The sequence below is a fragment of the Streptosporangium sp. NPDC003464 genome, from assembly GCF_053588315.1.
The window spans coordinates 1-20104 of the sequence record NZ_JBSFPS010000038.1; the positions used below are offsets into that span (position 1 = coordinate 1).

At 73.9% G+C, this 20104-nt stretch carries 17 protein-coding genes; 8 read left to right on the top strand and 9 right to left on the bottom strand.

The window, feature by feature from the left end:
- Nucleotides 1–63 precede the first annotated feature (63 nt).
- The 3 genes from ACWDS7_RS11465 to ACWDS7_RS11475 are packed head-to-tail and all read left to right on the top strand — an operon-like array spanning nt 64 to nt 4606.
- Complete coding sequence (locus ACWDS7_RS11465) at nt 64–768, top strand: ATP-binding cassette domain-containing protein (protein WP_451929189.1); 705 nt, start codon at nt 64–66, stop codon at nt 766–768.
- On the top strand, nt 765–2609 hold the full coding sequence (locus tag ACWDS7_RS11470; protein WP_451929190.1) for an ATP-binding cassette domain-containing protein: 1845 nt from the start codon (nt 765–767) through the stop codon (nt 2607–2609). Before ACWDS7_RS11465 ends, ACWDS7_RS11470 begins: the two co-directional genes overlap by 4 nt.
- The gene (locus ACWDS7_RS11475) at nt 2606–4606 is read left to right on the top strand and encodes a prolyl oligopeptidase family serine peptidase (protein ID WP_451929191.1); all 2001 of its coding nucleotides are present in this window, start codon (nt 2606–2608) and stop codon (nt 4604–4606) included. Before ACWDS7_RS11470 ends, ACWDS7_RS11475 begins: the two co-directional genes overlap by 4 nt.
- 16 nt (nt 4607–4622) lie before the next feature.
- Here ACWDS7_RS11475 and ACWDS7_RS11480 read toward each other — a convergent pair whose 3' ends face one another.
- Complete coding sequence (locus tag ACWDS7_RS11480) at nt 4623–5279, bottom strand: response regulator transcription factor (RefSeq protein ID WP_306868144.1); 657 nt, start codon at nt 5277–5279, stop codon at nt 4623–4625.
- 260 nt (nt 5280–5539) lie between these two features.
- On the opposite strand from ACWDS7_RS11480, the gene ACWDS7_RS11485 reads away from it, so the two are divergent.
- A complete protein-coding gene (locus ACWDS7_RS11485) occupies nt 5540–6703 on the top strand; it encodes a cytochrome P450 (protein ID WP_451929192.1) in 1164 nt (387 codons plus the stop codon).
- On the opposite strand, the gene ACWDS7_RS11490 is transcribed toward ACWDS7_RS11485, so the two are convergent.
- From ACWDS7_RS11490 to ACWDS7_RS11520, 7 genes are all read right to left on the bottom strand, one after another.
- Nucleotides 6690–7451: an SAM-dependent methyltransferase gene (locus ACWDS7_RS11490; RefSeq protein WP_451929193.1), complete on the bottom strand. Its 762-nt coding sequence runs from the start codon at nt 7449–7451 to the stop codon at nt 6690–6692. The genes ACWDS7_RS11485 and ACWDS7_RS11490 overlap by 14 nt on opposite strands.
- A 92-nt stretch (nt 7452–7543) precedes the next feature.
- Nucleotides 7544–8686, bottom strand: coding sequence for a Scr1 family TA system antitoxin-like transcriptional regulator (locus ACWDS7_RS11495; RefSeq protein ID WP_451929194.1), 1143 nt, complete (start codon nt 8684–8686; stop codon nt 7544–7546).
- Nucleotides 8687–8884: 198 nt separating this feature from the next.
- A complete protein-coding gene (locus ACWDS7_RS11500; RefSeq protein WP_451929195.1) occupies nt 8885–9142 on the bottom strand; it encodes a hypothetical protein in 258 nt (85 codons plus the stop codon).
- Between the two features lie 191 nt (nt 9143–9333).
- A complete protein-coding gene (locus ACWDS7_RS11505) occupies nt 9334–9504 on the bottom strand; it encodes a hypothetical protein (RefSeq protein ID WP_306868099.1) in 171 nt (56 codons plus the stop codon).
- A gap of 388 nt (nt 9505–9892) precedes the next feature.
- The gene (locus ACWDS7_RS11510; RefSeq protein ID WP_451929196.1) at nt 9893–10354 is read right to left on the bottom strand and encodes a DUF732 domain-containing protein; all 462 of its coding nucleotides are present in this window, start codon (nt 10352–10354) and stop codon (nt 9893–9895) included.
- Between the two features lie 665 nt (nt 10355–11019).
- On the bottom strand, nt 11020–12201 hold the full coding sequence (locus ACWDS7_RS11515; protein WP_451929197.1) for a winged helix DNA-binding domain-containing protein: 1182 nt from the start codon (nt 12199–12201) through the stop codon (nt 11020–11022).
- Between the two features lie 8 nt (nt 12202–12209).
- Nucleotides 12210–12362 carry a hypothetical protein gene (locus tag ACWDS7_RS11520; protein WP_451929198.1) on the bottom strand — a complete coding sequence of 51 codons (153 nt, stop codon included), beginning with the start codon at nt 12360–12362 and terminating at the stop codon, nt 12210–12212.
- Between the two features lie 148 nt (nt 12363–12510).
- Here ACWDS7_RS11520 and ACWDS7_RS11525 point away from each other — a divergent pair, with 148 nt between their 5' ends.
- From ACWDS7_RS11525 to ACWDS7_RS11540, 4 genes are read left to right on the top strand one after another with little or no spacing between them, the layout of a single operon-like run.
- On the top strand, nt 12511–13728 hold the full coding sequence (locus ACWDS7_RS11525) for a hypothetical protein (protein WP_451929199.1): 1218 nt from the start codon (nt 12511–12513) through the stop codon (nt 13726–13728).
- Nucleotides 13718–14899 (top strand): hypothetical protein, encoded by a 1182-nt coding sequence (locus tag ACWDS7_RS11530; RefSeq protein WP_451929200.1) that lies wholly within the window; start codon nt 13718–13720, stop codon nt 14897–14899. The genes ACWDS7_RS11525 and ACWDS7_RS11530 overlap by 11 nt, the downstream gene beginning before the upstream one ends.
- Before the next feature lie 14 nt (nt 14900–14913).
- Nucleotides 14914–17982: a chromosome partitioning protein ParA gene (locus tag ACWDS7_RS11535; RefSeq protein ID WP_451929201.1), complete on the top strand. Its 3069-nt coding sequence runs from the start codon at nt 14914–14916 to the stop codon at nt 17980–17982.
- A gap of 41 nt (nt 17983–18023) precedes the next feature.
- Nucleotides 18024–19370, top strand: coding sequence for a threonine/serine ThrE exporter family protein (locus ACWDS7_RS11540; RefSeq protein ID WP_451929202.1), 1347 nt, complete (start codon nt 18024–18026; stop codon nt 19368–19370).
- A gap of 12 nt (nt 19371–19382) precedes the next feature.
- Here the strand turns inward: ACWDS7_RS11540 and ACWDS7_RS11545 are convergent, their stop codons facing one another.
- Nucleotides 19383–19949 carry a TetR/AcrR family transcriptional regulator gene (locus ACWDS7_RS11545; protein ID WP_306868087.1) on the bottom strand — a complete coding sequence of 189 codons (567 nt, stop codon included), beginning with the start codon at nt 19947–19949 and terminating at the stop codon, nt 19383–19385.
- Nucleotides 19950–20104 lie beyond the last annotated feature (155 nt).

Genomic DNA, 20104 nt, shown 5'->3' on the forward strand with positions numbered 1-20104 from the left:
CGTCGAAGGGCGCGCTGATCGTGGACTGCCTCCTCGACGCGTTCGGCCCGGCGCCGCTGGAGGGTGCTACTCGAGCCGAGCTCATGTCCTCGGCCCGCCGCCGACGGCCTCCGCGACGTCGACCTCGTCGTCCCCGGCGGATGCGCGGTGGCCGTGGTCGGCCGGTCGGGCGCCGGCAAGTCGCTGCTGGCCGCCCTCGCCGGACGCCTGGTGGACCCCCTCCACGGGACCGTCCGCCTCGACGGCGTGCCGCTGCCCGACCTCTCCCGCGAGGCGCTGCGCCGGGCCGTCGGGCACGCCTTCGAACGCCCCGTCCTGGTCGGGGAGACCGTCGCCGACGCCATCGGCCTCGGCCTCGACGGCCCCGCCCCGGAGACCGTGCGCGCGGCCGCCCGCGCGGCGCGCGCCGACGCCTTCGTCCGGCGGCTCCCGCTGGGATACGACACCCCGCTGCGGGAGGCTCCGATGTCCGGCGGGGAGCGGCAGCGGATCGGCCTGGCCCGCGCCTTCGCGCAGGGGGAGCGCCTGCTCGTCCTGGACGACGCCACCTCCAGCCTGGACACCGTCACCGAACGGCAGGTCGGCAGGGCGCTCGCCGGCGAGCTGCGCGGCCGTACCCGCCTGATCGTGACCCACCGGGTGGCGACCGCGGCGGCCGCCGACCGGGTGATCTGGCTGGACGGCGGCCGGGTGCGCGCCTACGACACGCACCGGGCGCTGTGGGACGACCCCGGATACCGGGCCGTCTTCCAGGCGGACGCCCCGTGAGCCGCGGCCGCCGTCCCCCGCCCCGGACTGCCCCCGCCGACGGCCCCCGCGCCCGCCCCGCGACCGGTCCTGCGGGCGGCAGCCACCGCGCCCGCCCCGCGACCGGCCCCACGGGCGGCGGCCACCGCGCCCCCGCCCAGGCCGGCCCGGTCGACCGCCCGATCCGCCGGGCGCTCCGGCGGGACCCCCGCCTGCTTGTCAGGCTCGGCCTCTGGTCGGTCGCGGAGGCCGCGCCCGCCCTCGTCATCGGCCTCGCCATCGCGCGGGCCGTCGACGAGGGGTTCGCCGCCGGCCGGCCCGGCACCGGGGCCGCCTGGCTGGCCGTCCTCGCCGGCGCCTGGCTGCTGGCCGCGGCGGGCGCGCGGCAGGTCGTGCTGGCCGTCGCCGCCATCGTGGAGCCGTTCCGGGAGGAGCTGCTCGGCCACGTCGTCGAGAGCACGCTGGAGCGGTCGGCGGCATCCGGGCACGGGGCGGACACCGCGGCGGTGGCCCGGTCGAACCTGCAGGTCGAGCTGGCCCGCGACGCCCTGGCCTCGGTCATCACCGTCGTCAGGTCCTTCGTCTTCACCGTGGCCGGCGTCGCGCTCGGCCTGATGACGTTGATCCCCCAGGTGCTCGTGCTGGTCCTGCCGCCCTTCGTCGCCGGCCTGGGCCTCTTCCTGCTCTCGCTGCCGGCCATGGCCCGGCGGCAGCGGGCGTTCCTGCTGGCCGACGAGCGCACCGCCGAGGCGGTCACCGCCGTGACCGGCGGGCTGCGCGACGTCGCCGCCTGCGTGGCGGACGACCGGGTGGCCGCCGGGGTCGGCCGGCAGGTGGCGGAGCAGGCCGCCGCCGGGCGCGCGCTCGCCAGGGTCACCGCCGTGCGGACGCTGTCGCTGGCGGTGGGCGGCCGGCTGCCGGTCCTGCTCGTGCTGGCCGGCACCCCCTGGCTGCTGGGCCAGGGGGCCGGGGCCGGGGTGATCCTCGGCGCCCTGGCCTACGTCACGCAGTCACTGGCGCCGGCGCTCGGCAACCTCGTGGAGGGCCTGGGCATCAGCGGGGTCCGGCTGCGCGTGTCGCTCGACCGCATCCTCCGCTCCGGCGCGCCCGCCCGCCCGGCGACCGCGCGGAGCACGGCCCGGGACGTGGAGGTGCGGCTGAGCGGCGTGAGGTTCGCCTACGGCCCGCACGCCGAACCGGTCATCTCCGATCTCGACCTGTCCGTCCCCGAGGGGGACCACATCGCCGTGGTGGGGCCCAGCGGCATCGGCAAGTCCACCCTCGCCGCGCTCGTCACCGGCGTGCTCCGGCCGGACGCGGGGCAGGTCACCGTCGGCGGCGTCCCGGCCGACCGGCTCGACCCGGCCCAGCGGGTGCTCATCCCCCAGGAGGCCTACGTCTTCCGGGGCACGCTCCTGGAGAACCTGACCTACCTGGCGCAGGCGCCGCGGCAGGCCGTCGACGACGCCGTGGCGGCGGTCGGCCTGACCGCCCTGGTGGCCCGGCTGGGCGGCCACCACGCCGAGATCCACTCCGGCCTGCTGTCGCCGGCCGAGCGCCAGCTGGTGGCCCTGGCCCGGGCCTATCTGACCCCGGCCCGCCTGGTCATCCTCGACGAGGCGACCTGCCATCTGGACCCGGCGGCCGAGGCCCGCGCGGAGGAGGCGTTCGCCCGCCGCGGGGGCACCCTCCTCGTCATCGCCCACCGGCTGACCTCCGCGCGGCGCGCCCGGCGGATCCTCGTCATGGACGGCACGAGCGTCCGGCTGGGAGGGCACGAGGAGATGCTCGCCGCCTCGCCGCTCTACGCCGACCTGGTCGGCCACTGGAACCCCTCGGACACCCAGGAGCTGGTGCCATGATCTACCCACCCGCCGGGCGGCAGCCGATCGTCGACCACCTCCACGGTCACGCCGTACCCGATCCCTACCGATGGCTGGAGGATCCGGCGAGCGCGGCGACCCGGGACTGGCTGGCCGCCCAGGACGGGCTGTGGCGCGACCACGCCGCCACGCTCGCCGGGCGCGACGCGTGGCACGCCCGGGTGGCCGAGCTCTCCGGCGCCGGGACGGTCAGCCCGCCGGTCTGGCGCGGGCAGCACCGCTTCCTGCTGCGCCGTACGGCCCGGCAGGAGCACGCGGTGCTCTACACCGCCGGGCCGGGACAGGCCGAACAGGCGCTGGTCGACCCGGCGGAGCTCGATCCCAGCGGCCTGACCACGCTCGACCACTGGCAGCCCGACCTCGACGGCCGGCTGCTGGCCTACCAGCTGTCCAGGAGCGGTGACGAGCGGTCGGAGCTGTACGTCATGGACGTCGGCACCCGGCAGGTCGTCGACGGTCCCATCGACCGCTGCCGCTACGCGCCGGTGGCCTGGCTGCCGGACGGGAAGGCGTTCTTCTACGTCCGCTCCCGCCAGGTCTGCCTGCACCGGGTCGGCACCCCGGCCGGCGACGACGTGGTGATCTGCCCCGCCGACCGCTCCTACGGCCTGGGGATCAGCCACGACGGCCGCTGGCTGACGGTGGCGGCGGCGGCCGACGGCGGCGGCAACGACCTGTGGCTGGCCGACCTGTCCGCCGCCCCTCCCGACCGCCCCGAACTGCGGGTGGTCCAGGAGGGGACGGGCGCGGTGACGGCGCCCGCCGTCGGCCGCGACGGGCGCCTGTACCTCCTCACCACCCTGGGCGCGCCCCGGGGCCGCCTGTGCGTCGCCGACCCGGCGCGCCCCGGACCCGAGCACTGGCGCGAGCTGGTCGGCCCGGATCCGGAGGCGGTGATCGGCGACTTCGCGGTCCTCGACGGCTCGGTGCTCCTGGTCGGCTGGACCCGGCACGCGATCAGTGAGATCAGCGTCCACGACCTGGCGACCGGCGAGCCGCTCGGCCAGGTGCCGCTGCCCGGTCTCGGGACGGCCGGGCGGATGTCCACCCGGCCCGAGGGCGGCCACGAGGTCTGGTTCACCTACACCGACAGCGTCACCCCCGGGAGCGTGCACCGCTACGACGCGCGCACCGGCCGCAGCTCGCTCTGGGCCGCCGCGCCCGGCACGGTCGAGGTGCCGGAGCTGTCGGCCCGCCGGCTCGTCTACACCTCGGCGGACGGCACGCCGGTGCGGATGGTCGTGCTGGCCCGGCCCGGGACCGGCCCCCGCCCGACGATCCTGTACGGCTACGGCGGGTTCGGCCTCTCGCTCACCCCCTCCTACTCCAGCTACGTCCTGCCCTGGGTCGAGGCCGGCGGGGTCTTCGCCTTCGCCCAGCTGCGCGGCGGCGGCGAGCAGGGCGCGCAGTGGCACCGCGACGGAATGCTCGACCGCAAGCAGAACGTCTTCGACGACTTCGTGGCGGCGGCCGAACGGCTCATCGCCGACGGCTGGACCAGCGCCGACCGGCTGGGCATCTGCGGCGAGTCGAACGGCGGGCTGCTGGTCGGAGCCGCCCTGACGCAGCGGCCGGACCTGTTCGCCGCGGCGGTCTGCTCGGCCCCGCTGCTCGACATGGTCCGCTACGAGCGCTCCGGGCTCGGCCTCTCCTGGCGCTCGGAGTACGGCACGGCCGCCGACCCCGAGCAGCTCGGCTGGCTGCTGGGCTACTCCCCCTACCACCGGGTCAGGGACGGGGTGGACTACCCGGCGACGCTGCTGACCGCCTTCGGCGGCGACTCCCGAGTGGACCCCTTCCACGCCCGCAAGATGTGCGCGGCGCTGCAGGGGGCGACCTCGGGCTCCCGGCCGATCCTGCTGCGCCATGAGAGCGACGTCGGGCACGGGCCCCGGGCGGTCAGCCGGTCGGTCGGGCTGGCGGGCGACATGCTCGCCTTCCTCGCCGCGCACACCGGCCTCGAACGGCCCCGCTAGCCGGCCTCCGCCGGCCTCAGTTGACGTCCCGGTAGCGGATCAGCCCGATCTCCCGCACGTCGTCCGGCCACAGCCAGCCGGCCTCCCGGGCCATGGTGACCGCCTCCACCCGCGTCCGGGCACCGATCTTGGACAGGATCCGCGACAGGTAGTTGCGGACCGTGCCGCCGGACAGGAAGAGCCGGTCGGCGATCTCGCTGACCGGCGCCCCCTCGGCCGCGGCCTTGAGGACCTCCAGTTCCCGGGTGGTGAGCGGGTTCTGCCTGGCGTTGAGCGCGGCGACGGCGAGGTCGGGGTCGATGACCCGCTCACCGGCGGCCACCCGGCGCACGCACTCGGCGAGCTGCCCGGCCGGGGTGTCCTTGACGACGAACCCGCGCGCCCCGGCGTCCAGCGCCCGGCGCAGCGCGGCCGGCGTCGCCAGCCCGGTCAGGATCACCGCCTTGCACGAGGGGAGCCTGCGGTTCAGCTCCGCCGTGGCGGCCAGGCCGTCGGTGCCCGGCAGGCCGATGTCGACGAGCGCGATGTCGGGCCTGTGGACCAGGCAGGAGGGCACCACGTCGTCGCCGTGCCCGACGTCGTCGACCACTTTGATGTCGTGCTCGGCGGAGAGCAGGGCGACCATCGCTCCACGGATGAGATGCATGTCCTCGGCGATCAGGACGCTTATCACCGGTTTTTCCCCTTTTCGGTGACCCAGTGGTGTCTCCCGGAGCATGACTGCTACCCCAGGCAGTCAGCCGACTACCCTGGATAGCCGAGTTAAGCACCGGATCATCGATTCCGGGTGGGAAATCATGGCCTTCCCGGAGACGGCCCGCCTCACACCCCCGTCCCTCGGACCGGAACGACAGGCAGCCATGACCGTATTGCCCTTATCGTCCGGTCCGCTGATGATGAAGGTCGTGTCCGCCGCGCCGGAATGAGGGCCTGTTGCTCTACAACCCGTTCGACCACGCGCTGCAAGAGAACCCCTACCCCACCTACGCGCGGCTCCGCGAGGAGGCGCCGCTGTACCACAACGCCGAGCTGGACTTCTGGGCGCTGTCACGGCACGCCGACGTCAACGCGGCCTTCCGGGACCCGGCCCTGTTCTCCAGCGCGCACGGCGTCACCCTGGAGATGTGGGACGCCGGCGCGTCCGAGCTGGTGGGGTTCCTGGCGATGGACCCGCCCCGCCACACCCGGATGCGGGCCCTCGTCTCCCGGGGCTTCACCCCCGCCCGGGTGGCCGGCCTGGAGCCCGCCGTACGGGCGCTCACCCGCGAGCTCCTGGCCCCGGCGCTGGAGGCGGGCAGGTTCGACTTCGCCGGGGTGGTCTCGGCGGTCCCGGTGTACGTCATCTCCGAGCTGCTCGGCGTCCCGCGGGAGGACCGGGCGGAGATGCTGCGCCTGTCCGAGATCATCATCACCCGCTACGACGGGGACACCGGGATACCGCAGACGTTCTGGGACGCCGCCACCGCCCTGACCGCCTTCTACGAGGAGCTGATCGCCGAACGGCGGGCCCGGCCGCGCGAGGACCTCGTCAGCGCGCTCGTCCTGGCCGAGATCGACGGGGACCGGCTCGGCGACGACGAGATCGCCGCCGTGCTGTCGTTGATCGGCGTCGCGGGCAACGAGTCGGTGACCAAGCTGGCGGCCAACGCCTGGTACCAGGGCTGGCTCCATCCCGGCCAGCGCGCGATCGCCTGGGCGGGCGCCGTCGCGGCGTGGGTGGAGGAGACGCTCCGCTACGACGGGTCCGCCCAGATGGTCGCCCGCCGCCTCACCCGCGACACCGTCCTGCACGGCACGACGGTCCCGGCCGGCGCCCGCATGGTGCTGCTCGGCGCGTCCGCCAACCGCGACCCCCGGGCCTTCCCGCACGCCGACCGCTACGACCTGACCCGCGACACCGGTCAGGCCATCGCGTTCGGGTCCGGCCCGCACTTCTGCCTCGGAGCGGCCCTGGCCCGCCTCCAGCTCAGGGTCGTCCTGGAGGAGCTCGTCGCCGCGGTGGAGGGCTATGACGTCGACGAGACGGGCATCGAGTTCGTGCACTCACCGAACCTGCGCGGCTTCCGCGCGCTGCCCACCTCGGTCAAACTCCGCTAGGGAGCCTGCCGACCCCGCCGTACAGCCCCGTGGGCGCGGGGGCGGGGTCGGTGGGACGCCAGAACGCCAGGTCCACCATGCCCGGCTCCAGCAGCTCGAACCCGGCGAACAGGTCGGCGACCTCGTCGCGGGTGCGCACGTAGGCCTGCGACGCCTTGCGGATCTGCTCCTTGCGGTCCTCCCAGCCCTCCACCACGCCGTGGGAGATCGCCAGGAAGCTCCCGTCGGGGAGGGCGTCGCGGAAGGTGCGCACGATCCGCGCGGGGTCGGCCTCGTCGGGGACGAAGTGCAGCAGCGCCACCATCAGCAGGCCGACCGGCTGGGACCAGTCGATGAAGTCCCGCACCACCGGCTCGTCCAGGATCTCCCGCGGCCTCGTGGCGTCGCCGCCGACGATGCGCACCCGGTCGGAGCCGGCCATGAGCGCGCGGGCGTGCGCCAGCACGATCTCGTCGTGGTCGACGTAGACGACGCGGGTGTCGGGCGCGACGGCGTGGGCGATCTCATGGACGTTGCCGCTGGCCGGCAGGCCCGCCCCGATGTCGAGGAACTGGCGGACCCCCTGGTCCACGAGGTGGCCGACCACCCGGCCGAGGAAGCGGCGGTTCTCCACGAACGACCTGCGCGCGTCCGGGTTGAGCTCCAGGATCCGCTGCGCGGCCTCGCGGTCCGCGGGGAAGTTCTCCCTGCCGCCGATCATCCAGTCGTAGACGCGCGCCGGGTGCGGTCTGGCCGTGTCGAAGTTCACGCGTGATCACCTTCACTGTCGGGGGGCGGTGCGCGCCGCCACAGTAGTCCCCCGGCAGTCCCCCGGCGCGGGCCGGGCGGCCGGGACACCGGTCACGTCAGCGCGCAGAGCCTGTCGCGGATCTCCGTGAGCACGTCCGGTGTCTCCTGCGGCATGCACGCCGCCACCGTCAGCCTGGCGAACGCCTCGTGGTAGCCGTCCACGTCCGTGCCGTCCAGCACGAAGTCGTTGTCGAACTGGTGGACCGAGACCACCGGGTCCATGTCGGGGAAGCGGAACATCGTGAACGGCGCCGACCTCGGCACGTACGACGACACCAGCCGCGTCACCTGCAGCGTGACGTGCGACAGCTTCGACACTCCGATCAGGTGGCTCAGCTGGTCGGCCTGGACCTGCGGCCCGGCGATGCAGCGCATCAGCGCCGCCTCGTCGACGACCGCCCACAGCGCCGGGCCGCCCTCCCGGGCCAGCGCGTCCTGCCGGCGCGCCGTCGTCTCCACCGCCCCCGCGATCAGCTCGGGTGACGGGAACGGGTTCTGGGAGACGCGGACCGCGGCCGTCGCGTATTCGGCGGTCTGCAGCAGCGGGGGGACGAACTGGAGCTGGTAGGTGCGGATCAGCTCCGCGCGCTGTTCCAGCCCGAACGTCGCCGACACCCACAGCGGGATGGCGGGCATGTCCCACCAGCCGGGCTCACGCTCGCCACGGGCGATCGACAGGATCGCCTCCCGCTGGAAGCGGGCGGTCACGCCGTAGAGGGTGAGCAGCGCTTCGACGTCGTCGAGTGGGGTCTCAGCCTCGGCGGCGCCGTTCTCCACGGACATGACCACCCGCTCATCGACGTCGACCATGTCCCCGGCTTGCGCCGGAGACAGCCCGCGCGCCTCCCGCAGGAGCCGCAGCCGCTCGCCCAGAACAGCGCGCTGGCCGGCGTCGAGCTTTCCGACGAGGCGCGGCGGGTTCTCCTCGATGTCGGGGAGGACCGGACCGCTGTCGCCGGAAGAGAAAGGGCTAGGGATGTCATCCCCCACAAGCCATCCCACAGGCACCTGCAACAGCACGGCGAGCGCCGTGAGCTGCTCCAGGGTCGGATTGGTCCGCTGGCCCTTGCTCAGCTGGTGAATGTAGACGTGAGTGGTCTGTACTCCCGCGTCCGTGACGGCTCTCGCTGCCCTCCGGGTGGAGTAGCCGCGATGACGCAGCGCCTCCCCCAGCCGGTCGGCGAGGTTCGCCACACATACCTCCTGTCCGGAACAGCCTGTACATGACGCGAGAAGGTCAGAATACGCGCGTTAACCCTCAGTTAACAAGGGTCGGTTTGGCACTCGACAAACGCTCTGATCTGCTGATATAGGCATCACACCTAATCAAAACCCGGTGCATGTAGGTGCATGTAGTCGGCAGTCCCGATAATCGCCGTCTCCGCCGGTAACTCAGATCAGCACCGGCCCGACCAGAAGACGCCCATGCCCGACAGCCGGCCGGTGACGGTGACATGCGGAATCGACCGGACGGAAAAACACCATGACGTCGCCCTGCTCGACAAGACCGGCAAACCGGTGGCCGAACGGCGCATCAGCGACGACGCCGACGGCTGGCGAGTTCTGGTCGAACTGCTGACGAACACGGCGGCCGAGCTCATGCGCCCCGCCGAGGCCGCCTCCGACGAGACCCTCGTCCGGCTCCTGCATCCCGGCTGGATGACACAGAGATTCAGGCCGAGGTGGACCAGATCTCCGATGCGCGGCCGGCGCCGGTGCTGGATCCGTCCGCGTCGCCTGGGGAAATGACCGAGCCCGGCCAGGACAGCGGGGATCCGGCCGCGTACGAGCAGCAGGACGGGCCCCGATCAGAAGTCGACAGGTAGGGAATCGCCGGCCGCTTACGCCTTATCTCGTTCATGAAGGAACTGAGCAATGGCCACCCACGAGTCAGCGAGACGTTCGAGTCGCTCCATCAGCGCCAGATCAGTGATCGTTTCTGCGTTGTAGAGCAGACGAGCAGCATTCGCGATCGCGATATCCACCGTTGTGGTGATGTCTGGCTGGTTCACCGTAGGTTCCATCCATCTTGCTGGCAAAGGGGCCCGGCGGCGCGCCGCAGCACGAGGAGCCTAAGGCACGACGATATGCCCGGTCGCCAGGGTTTTGACCGTCGCGAGGAGGCCTTCTCCTGGCTGTCGAACAGGACCTCCTCGACCAGGCGGAAGATCCGCGCTGAGAAGGAGAAGGCGCTCGGTGCCCTTACCCCTGAGGCGGAGGAGGCTGCGAACGCTCGCGTGCGCGCCGCCCAGGCCCAGCTACGCGACCACCTCGCCGGCATGTCCCAAGCTCGCGCGCCTGCCGTACCGGGAGCAGATCGGGCCGGCAGCGTCCAGGGCCCCGCGGACCCGAGGGAGGCCCCGTCAGCGACCTACAACCGCCCGTGGCCCAGACACTGCCCTAGCTGGGAATCTTGTCCTGGTGACGCGGGCACAGGGTGACGACAGCCGCACCTGCCACGTATCCGGAAGTCTCAGCGCCAAGCTCATCGGCGTTGCTCACTGCAACATCGATCAGGCTCTGCCCTCCGTCCATGGCTTTGCATACCGCTCGGCCGAGCCGTATGAGGTCAGCCGCGCTCTTGTCCTTCAGATCAGCCCGCTGCCGCATGGTGGCCATGAACGCAGTCCTGTTCTCCTTGTCCTTCCCACCCGGCAGGTCAGTCGAGGTGTTCTTCCCGTCCGGCAGATCAGTCGAGGTCGTCGTCGGCTTCTCGCCCGGCTCAGCCTCGGCCGTACTGGACGGCTTGGCGCTCACCGATGCGCTCGTCGACGCGACCGGCTTCTCATCCCTGCCCAGCAGGGCGACCAGTCCCCCCAGCAAGGCAAGGACACCCACCACCGCGATGACCACACCGATCACCGCTCCCTTCCCGCTCTTCTTCGGCGGCCGGTGCTGGCCTGGGCCCGGCTGCCATCCGGGCGGCGGCCCCATCGGAGGCTGTTGCTGCCAGCCCGGCGGTGGCCCCGGCTGCGGATACTGCTGAGTCGGCTGCCCGTATTGCTGGGGCTGTCCGTACTGCTGAGTCGGCTGCTCGTACTGTTGGGGGTACCCGTACTGTTGGGGCTGAGTCGGCTGCTCGTACTGCTGAGGCTGCCCGTATTGCTGAGGCTGCTCGTGCTGTTGGGGGTGCCCGTACTGTTGGGGCTGAGTCGGGTACGGCTGCTGCGGAGGCTGGCCCGGCCACTGCTGGGGCTGCTGCGGAGGATGCACCCGCGCACCATACGCCCCACCCCTGACATTTCATCCCAAAACGCCGGGATGGATACCCAAAAGGAGTGCCGGAGCGGTCCAAAACACTCCGGTCGGCCAGGCACGGCCGTCCACCACCGCGCCCCCAAGGAGCTTCGCCGGGCAGGACCCGAAGCCCCCATCGGCGAACAGACCGAATAAGTCTTGTCAATCGTTGACTACGCAGTCCAAGCGCGGACTCGCTGTCCGGCCTTTCCATGCAGTCATTCGGTGCGTAACCCTCAGTTGACAGCCCTGATCTCAGATGTTCGGCGGGCGGTCCTTCTCCGGACGCGTCAGCGACCGGGGTGCGGGGAGGCGTCCCGGCCGGGCTCCGCGAGGGCGAGGGGACGGCCGAGGAAGCGGGCGACGTCCTCGACCTCGGCCGCGAGCAGGGGCCCCGCCCCGGCGGGGAGCGTCTCGAACGGGCGGACCGCGAGCCCGGCACCGGTCAGGCTCCAGGTGCCCCGCAGGACCCCGTCGACGAGCACCGTGGGACGCAGGACGCCTCCGCCGGGGTGGACCGCGCGGGCGTGGGCGTCGGCCAGGACGGCGGAGCGGGTGTGCCAGCCCAGGAGATACTCGTCGAAGGCGGGCAGGAGCCGTACGACGTGCGGCGCGGGTCCAGGTTCGGACCCGGGGCCGGGGTCAGGGGTGCTCCCCCGCAGGCGCCAGCCGCCCCCGGGCGCCTGCTCCAGCGAGCCGGCGATCAACCGCCAGCCGGTCCGGGCGTCCCCGAGCGGCAGGCCGGACCAGGCGGCGAGGTCGGCGGGGGTCGCGGGGGCGTGCGCGCGCAGATAGCGGCGGGCGAGTTCGGCCAGGGAGCGGTCCCGGTCGAACGGGGAGAGCACCGGGGCGCCGAGCCAGTCGGCCGCGTGCACGTAGGTCGGCTTCCCCGCGCCCGGCGCGCCGCCCCGTCCGGAGCTCCCCGTCCCCGGGGCGGGAGCGGCCGGCCCGCGGGCCCCGTCCGGCCGCCTGCAGGGACCGAGGACGGCCAGGCCGTGGGCCGCGGCCAGCGCGGCCAGATGGACGATCGCCTGGCCCGTGGCGGGGACGCCGCGGGAGGCCAGCCGCTCCCCCAGCTCGGCCTTGGTCAGCGGCCCCTGCCCTTCGAGGGCCAGGGTGACGGCGGCCAGCAGCGCCTCGGGAGACCCGCTCACCCCCTCCTGGCCGATCCGGCGGACCGCCTGGCGCGCCAGCGCCGGGCCGGACAGGGACGTCAGCCAGCCCAGGTCCTCGGGCAGGACGTAGTGCAGGGTGCCGCGCGGCCCCCAGGCGCGGACGATCGAGCGGTCTTGACGGGCGCTCTCGACGTCCGCCCGGGTCAGGGCGGTCGAGCGGGCGCGGAAGGCCAGAGCCGCCGCGGCGACGTCCTGGGCCTGTACGGCCAGCAGCCGCCCGACGAGTTCGGGCACGCCCACGGGGCCGGGCCGGTACAGCGACTGCGCCGCGAGCCGTTCCCTCCGAAGGTCGTCCATGTCGCCCCCTACCCGTGCCGTCCGGCCGCGGCGCGGGTGGCGAGGGCCCGGCCGGACCCGTGCCCGAGTGCCGCGGCGCGGGAGGCGGGCGCCGCCGCCACGGCGGGCGCGGCTGCGATCCCGGCGGCCGTCCGATCGCCCCGCGACGGGGGGATACTCATCGGTAACTCACCCTGTATGCCACTATTAATTGACCTTCATCCCCGTTTACCGGGGTTACCCTAGCGTGTCGGTGACGGCGGTCGCAGCGTGGACGCTCACCCGGCGTACGGGCCTGGATTGTCGGGCGAAAGCCTTACGGTAGGGCGCGTGCCAGACACCAACCACGAGATCACGCTCGACTCGGCCCTCACCGAGGAGGCCGTGCTCGCGACCTACCGCCGGATGTTCGCCGCGCTGGCGCGCGACAGCGGCGCGGTGGTCGACGAGCCCGCGCTGGTCGACATCGCCGAGACGCTGTTCGCGGCGTTCGCCGAGGCCGGCGAGGAGTGGCTGACCCACGAGCAGATGCGCCACGTCTGCCGGGCCTACCCGCTCGACCAGTTCGAGAACCGGCTGCGGGTGCTCAAGGGTCTCGGCGCGATCCGCGAGGTGTTCCCCAAGCCCAACCAGCTCCGCTACCGCGCGTCGTTCACCAGCGTGGTGGGGCTGATGTTCATCCGGCGGATGATGGACGACGGCGGCCAGTCGGAGATGCACCGGCTGCTCGCGCTGGAGGACCTCAACGTCGCCGACCCCCGCACGACCATGGAGGAGGCGCGGCTCAGCGCGCAGAACCTGTCGCGGGCCTTCCGGCTCTGGGCGCTGGAGCTGATCACGCTGACCAGCGGCACCATCGAGGAGCTGCGCGAGCAGGCCCCCAAGCTCTGGGGCACCGAGGAGATCGCCCGCAGGGCGCAGAGCCTGCACGGCACGATCCTCACCCGCTGGCCGGATCTCGACCGCACCTGCACCGAGCTGCGCGCGGCGATCTACGCCTACAGCGACGCCTCCCGCCGGGCCGCCGGGCGGCTGGCCGACTCGGCCGGCACGACCAGGAACCTGACGCTGCTGCCCGCGGAGACCTGGCGCACCTTCGCGCAGACCGCCACCAAGGAGCGCCTGGCCGCCGTGCTCGACGGATTCGTCTTCGACGCTCCCGCCCCCTGGCACGACCCGGCGGCGATCGTCCGGGCGGTGGACGAGAGTCCCCGGCCGGCGCCCGCCCAGCCCACTCCCCCGCGCTCGGCCCTGCCCGATCCCGGGCCCGCCGACTCCTACGACCCCGGCACCGGAGGTCTCGACCACCTGAGCGCCGTCGCCGAGGCCGCGCTCGCCGGACGCGACTCCGCCCGGCTGGAGGAGCTGCTCACCGCCGACGGCGAGTGGGTCTCCGCCCGCCGCCTGCTGGCCGATCTCGTCTCGGCCGACCTGCGCCCCGAGTCCCCCTACTGCCTGCGCTGGTCCGACTCGCTCACCGCCGCCCCCGACGCCGAACCCACCTGGCTGTCGCACGGCCGCCTGGAGAGGACCGGACATGACGCCTGAGCTGGCACACACGCGGGCCAGGGCGGCCGGCCCGCTCCCGCTCGACGCGGGCGAGCCCGCTCCCCCGGGCATGGCCCGGCTGGCGCACGGCGACGGGACGGGCCTGGCGCTGCCGGTCTGGCCGGACGGGGCGACCCCCTCGCTGCTGGAGGAATACCAGGTCGCACCGGTGAACGTGGAGCGGTCGGGTGAGACCCGGCGGGTGCTGGCCGCGGCGCTGAAGTGCTGCTGGCGCGACCTGACCGCCGACCCGTGGCCGGGCGTCCCCGCGCCGGTGGACGACGTGCTGGCGGCCTACCGGGCCCTGATCGGGCGCGGCGACGACCTCATGCGCAACTGGGCGGTCGGCGCGCTGCGCCGTCTGCACGACTCGGCCTGGCTGGAGGTGGACGGCGGTGTCGTACGGCTCGGCCCCCGCTGCGCCTGCTGGCCCGCCGGCTCCCACGCCCAGCTCAGGGAGCTGATGCGCCGCCTGCCCACCGGTGAGGAGGAGCTCACCGGGCTGGACGTGCTCCCGGCGGCCGAGCCCGCCCCCGCCGGGGCGGCCGCGAGCGTCGTGGTCCCCGAGAGCGTGGACGAGGACCTGCTCGGCCCGTTCGACGAGCGGCGCAGGGCCGAGATCGTGGCGGCGTTCATGGCGGTCGAGCACGCCGCCGAGCCGGTCCACGAGGCGCGCCTGCCCGCGCTGCGCGACCCGGTGCTCCGCCGTACTCTCGCGGAGATGCTGCAGCGGCGCGGCCGGGTCCTGATCCAGGACCGTGAGGCGTGGACCTCGGGCTACGCCCCCGAGACGGCCGCCGAGACGGGCACGACGGTGGGCGAGGCCGAGCGGGCGGTGCTGGTGCTGGTGCTGATCCACTCGGTGGCGATCCCGCGGGCCGACGGCCTGCTGCCCGCCGACAGCTGGCTGTCGCCGTTCCCCGCCCAGCTGGAGGAGCTGCGCCGGCACACCAGGCTGCCGATCGGCGAGCTGGAGGCCGCGCTCCGGACCCTGCGCCACGCGGGCCTGGTGACCCAGGTCAAGGCGGGCGAGGAGGCCGGGGGATACACCCCCGGCCCGCAGTTCCACCGACTGACCCCGCAGGCCAGACGCCGCCTGCAGGAAGAGCTGATCCTCGCCGCGGGGCCGCACACCCCGCTGGCGGCGGCAGTGAGAGCGAACCGCAGATGAAGGGAACGACGGGGTTGACCGGACAGCCGGGCCAGGCGGCCAGGAGCTCGCGCAAGCGCGGAGCGGACGCGGCCCAGGACGAGGAGAGCGCCAAGCGGACGCACGGGAGCCAGGCGAGCCTGGTGCCGGTGGAGGTCCGGGCCGACGCTCCGAGCGAGAACGTGGTCGGCGACCGCGTGCTGATCGCCGTGCAGGCGGTCAACATCTCCCGGCTGTCGACCCATCCGGTGCCGACCGTGCCGGGCACGCTGATCGTGGTCGCGGGCGCGGGGCCGAAGGACTCCAACGGCGCGGGCAAGTCCTCGTTCATCGCGATGATCACCGCGCTGCTCGGCGACGAGCAGTGGCGTTTCGCCTCCGGCGCCAAGTCGGTGTCGGAGCTGCTGTTCAACGCCGAGCTCGCCGCGGGCGGCGGCGGCAGGTCGTGGGCCAGCGCCGACCACGGCTACATCGTCGGCGTCTTCGCCGGGGCCGGATCCGTGGACGACGCGGTGACGGTGTGGCTGCGGGTCAACCAGGAGGCGCCGCACCTGGAGATCAGATGGGTCCCGGGGGTGCGCGTGGCGGCGGCCGCCTCGGAGGCGGAGCGGGTGGCGCGGGCCGACGAGGTGTGGGCGGCGCTGCCCCGCTCGGCGGGGCGCCGCGACGTGGTGGCGCGCGACCTCACCAGGTTCCTCTACGGCGACCGGGTCAGGTGCGTGTCGTTCCTGTCCACCTCGGTGCGGAGCAAGGTCGCCACGAACCTGCTCTCCCAGCCGCTCAACGAGATCTCCCCGGAGCGGGTCTTCGAGGCGATCGCCGCGCTGACCGGGCTGGACACCGAGCTCGACCAGGAGCGGGAGGCCCGGCGCGACGAGCACGTCAAACGGGGGCGGGCGGCACAGGCCGTGGAGCTGCTCAGGGAGTTCGAAGACGAGTCCCGGACGCTGCTGGAGACCTTCGACCGGCGCGACCGGGCCCGGACGCGGCTGGCGGAGGCGCTGCGCTGCTGGCGGGGACGGCTGGCGCGCAGGCTCGCCGACGCGGCGCAGCGGGACGGGGTGCTCGCCGCCGACCTGGAGCGCTCCCGCGCGGCGGGCGAGCGGGCGGTGGAGGCGATCGGCGTGGTCAAGGCGGAGATCGCCACGCTCAAGGACGACACTCTGGAGCGGGCCCTGTCCGAGGCGCGCAGGGAACTGGCCGCCCTGCAGTCCCGGGCGGCCAAGCTCGACGCCGACCGGGCCGTCGCGGAGAACTCGGCCGACGAGCTGCGCGGCTGGATCCCCGGGCTGGAGGAGCAGCGGCGGCTGGCCGACGGCCGCGACGTGAAGACCGCCGACGCCGAGCTGGCCCAGGCCAGGCTCCGGCTCAACGAGGCGCTGAAGGCGCTGGGCGTGGCCGACCGGGAGGTCGAGGGGGCCAGGGCCGCGCTCGACGACGCCGAGGGCGGCCCGGCGGCGGCCCAGCTCAACGCGCTCGCCGGGGCCGGTGTCGGGGCGACCGGGCTGCTCGACGCGGTCGACGTGGCCGAGCACGCCCGCGACGAGGAGTCGGCGTCCGGCCGCGCGGGGCAGGCGGCGACGGCCCTGGGGGCCCGTGGCTGGCCGCAGGAGCACGCGGTGATCGTGGACGCGTCCGACCTGGCGGCGGCGGCCCGGGCACTGGCCGCCCTGCCCGGATCGGTGCTGGTCAGCGCGGCGGGCGTCACCGTCGTGGGCTCGTTCGAGGCGGTGGCCACCGGCCGGGAGGCCCGGATCAAGGCCGCCGAGCAGCGGCTGCACCGGGCACGCGACGCGCAGGAGACGGCCGCCGCGGCCGTGCGGGGCGCCGAGGACGGGGTGGCCGAGGCCGGCCGGCGGCTGGAGGGCGCCCGGGCCGCCGTGCAGCTGGCCGACATCGAGCGGCGGATGGCCGAGCGGCGGGCCGCGCTCACCGAGCTGACCGAGGCGCTGGCCGAGGTCGGGCCGAAGGTGGGCGAGGCGGAGCGGCGGGCGAGCGCGCTGGACTTCCGCGCCCGGACCAGGAACATGGAGGTCGAACGGCTGGAGGGCCGCCGGGCCCGGCACGAGGCCGAGCGCGACCAGGCCAGGGACCAGGCGGCGAAGGTCACCGCGGACCGCGACGCACTGGGGATGGACGCGCTGGCCAGGGACTGGGGCGGCACGGTCGACGGGGCCCGCGAGTGGCTGGAGGCGCTGAGCGAGCAGGAGCGCCCGCTGACGGCCGAGGAGTGGTGGCGGGCCGCCGAGCGCCGCCTCGACGAGGCGCTGCGCGACACCTTCCCGGGTGAGGACGGGGAGATGCCCGAGGAGCTGCGCTTCCTGGTCAGGGAGCGGACCGAGCCCGGCGCCGGGCGCACGGCGCGCGAGCAGGCGACCTTCCCCGGCGTCTGTGCGGCGCTCTCGTCCTACCTGCGCGGCCAGGAGGAGTACGAACGGCACCAGCGCCGCCAGATCCAGACCCAGATCGCCACCCGGCAGCGTGACCTGACCGCCGCGGCCAAGGGCGCCGAGGAGGCCGCGCAGTCCACCGCCGTGCACCGGGCCGCGCTGACCGCGGCGATCAAGGCGCGGCTGACCCGGGTCGCCGAGGAGTTCGACAAGCTCGACACCTCCTACGGCGGCTACGGCGCGACGCTGGAGTTCCCGGTGCCGGCCGCGCCCGCCGACCCGGAGCAGCGCTGGGCGTGGCGGGTCACGCCCAAGTGGCGCCGGGGAGAGGGCCAGGGCTACGTGCCCTACAACCGGCGGGCCAACACCGCTCTGATGGACGAGAAGGCGGTGAAGCTGGTCTGCGCGGCGGCGATCGCCTCCTCCGGCGGCGGGCACCTGTGCCTGGTCCTCGACGAGCTGGGCCGCAACCTCGGCAAGGAGCACCGCCGGGAGGCGGTGGCACTGTTCCGGCGGATCGGCGAGACCTACGGGATCACGGTGATCGGCGCGCTCCAGGACGACATGGAGCCCTACGCCGTCGACGCCTGCGGGCAGTACATCAAGCTGCGCCGCTCCTCCGACGCCATGCCGTACAACGAACCGCCGGTGATCATCGGTCACGACGACCATGCCGAGCGCGTACGTGTTCTGGCCTCCGCGGTGAGCAGATAACCTCAGCGGAGGTTGGTCTCGGAGAGGATCGAGGGAGATCGGTGTCGGCGTCGTCGCTGGAGCAGTCCCCTCCCCGGCCCGACCTCTACCGGGCCATGGTGCTGGCCCTGCGCGTGGGCGAGCTGCTGCTCGGCAGCGGGGAGGGCACCGAGACGGTGTCCGGCAGCATGCGCAGGATCACCAACGCCTACGGCGTGCCGCACTGCGAGGCCGACGTCAACCTGTCGGCCATCACGCTGTCGCACGTCCCCTCGGACGGCAGCGCACCGGTCACCGCCGAGCGGCGGGTCCGCCGGCGCCTGCCCGACTACGACCGGCTGATCGCGGTCCACGACATGGTCAAGGAGGCCTCCGGCGGCTCGCTGCCGCTCGACGACGCCGAGAACCGGCTGCGGGAGATCACCCGGCGGGTCCCGGTCTACCCGAACTGGGTCCTGATCACGGCGCTCGCGCTGATCGCCTCCTCGGCGAGCATCCTGGTCGGCGGCGGCGTGCCCGTCGCGGTGGCCGCCTTCTGCGCCACCGTGCTGGGCGACCGGGCCGGCGCCTGGCTGGCCCGGCGGGGTGTGGCGGAGTTCTTCCAGCTCGCGGTGGCGGCGATGCTCGGCTCGCTGGTCGCGGTGCTCATGATCTGGCTCGACGCACCGGTGCAGGCCGCGGCCGTGGTGGTGGGCGCGGTCGTCGCGCTGCTGCCCGGACGTCCCATGGTGGCCTGCGTGCAGGACGGCATCGCCGGCGAATACGTCACGGCGACCGGCCGGCTGTTCGAGATCTTCTTCATGCTGACCGCGATCATCTCCGGGATCGGCGTCACCCTCTACGCGGCGGTCCGCCTCGGCGTGCCGCTCAGCGTGGAGAACGTGCCCGCCGCGCCCCTGGTGATCAGGCCCGAGCAGCTGCTCGGCGCCATCGGCCTGACGCTGTCGTTCGCCGTCGCCCTGCTGGTGCCGCCCCGTCACCTGGTCCCCGCCGCGATCGGCGGCGGGATGGTCTGGGTGGTCTTCGTACAGCTCTACAGCTGGCAGGTCCCGGTCATCCTGGCGACGGCCGTCGCGGCGGCGGTCGTCGGCCTGTTCGGCAGCGCCTACGCCGGCCGCGCCCGGGTGCCCTCGATGGTGGTCACGATCCCGGCGATCGGCTCGCTGCTGCCCGGCACCGCGCTCTACCGGGGCATGCTCGAGGCCAGCCTCGGCCACACCGACGAGGGGCTGGTCAGCCTGTTGCAGGCCCTGTCGACCGCTCTCGCCCTGGGCGCCGGGGTGATGCTCGGCTCGGAGATCCTGCGTGCGGTCACCGGCTCCGACCTGACCAGGCGCGTGCGGCGCCCGGCCGGCCGGCGCAGGCCGTTCATCACCCGCCCGGCCGCCCGCCGCACCCGCGGCTTCTGACCCGCGCCACCGTCACCGGTCACGCGTCCGCAGGCCGTCCGTCAGCAGGTCGAGGAGGCGGTCGGCGTCGCCTCCGCCGTGCTCGCCCGCCCAGGCGATCGCGTTGACCAGCTTGACGAGGTCGGCGCCGGTGACCTCCGGACGGATCGCGCCGGCGCGCTGGGCGTTGGCCAGCAGCCGGTCGCCGTTGCGCTGCATCGTCTCGCACGAGCCGTGCAGCTCGGAGCTGGGGTCACGGATGCTGCTCATCAGCGTGGCGGCCAGGCCCCGATAGGTGGTCGCGTGGGCCACCAGGTGGCGCAGCCACACCAGGAGCGCCTCCTCCGGTGACGGAGACTCCAGCAGCTCGCGGGCCCGGGCGTCGATGGTGGCGATGCCGTCGTGGAGCACCGCCTCCAGCAGTGCCCGGCGGGTGGGGAAATGCCGGTAAAGGGTGCCGATGCCTACCTCAGCCGAGCGCGCGATGTCCTCCAGGGACGCCTCGGTGCCGTGTTCGGCGAAGGCGTCCCGGGCCGCGGCGAGCAGCCGTCCGTAGTTGCGGCGCGCGTCGGCGCGCATGGGGCGCTGAGTGGTCGTCACCACGACTCCCTGCTGATCGGGGCTCCCCCCGCAGATGCGGCGGAGTCGGCCTCCGAAAGGCTACCGCGCCACCGGCGCGCCCCACCCCCGCCTCTTTCCGGACCGGTACGGACTCTTTCCGGACCGGTACGGAGGCCGCCCCCGCCTGGAGACCG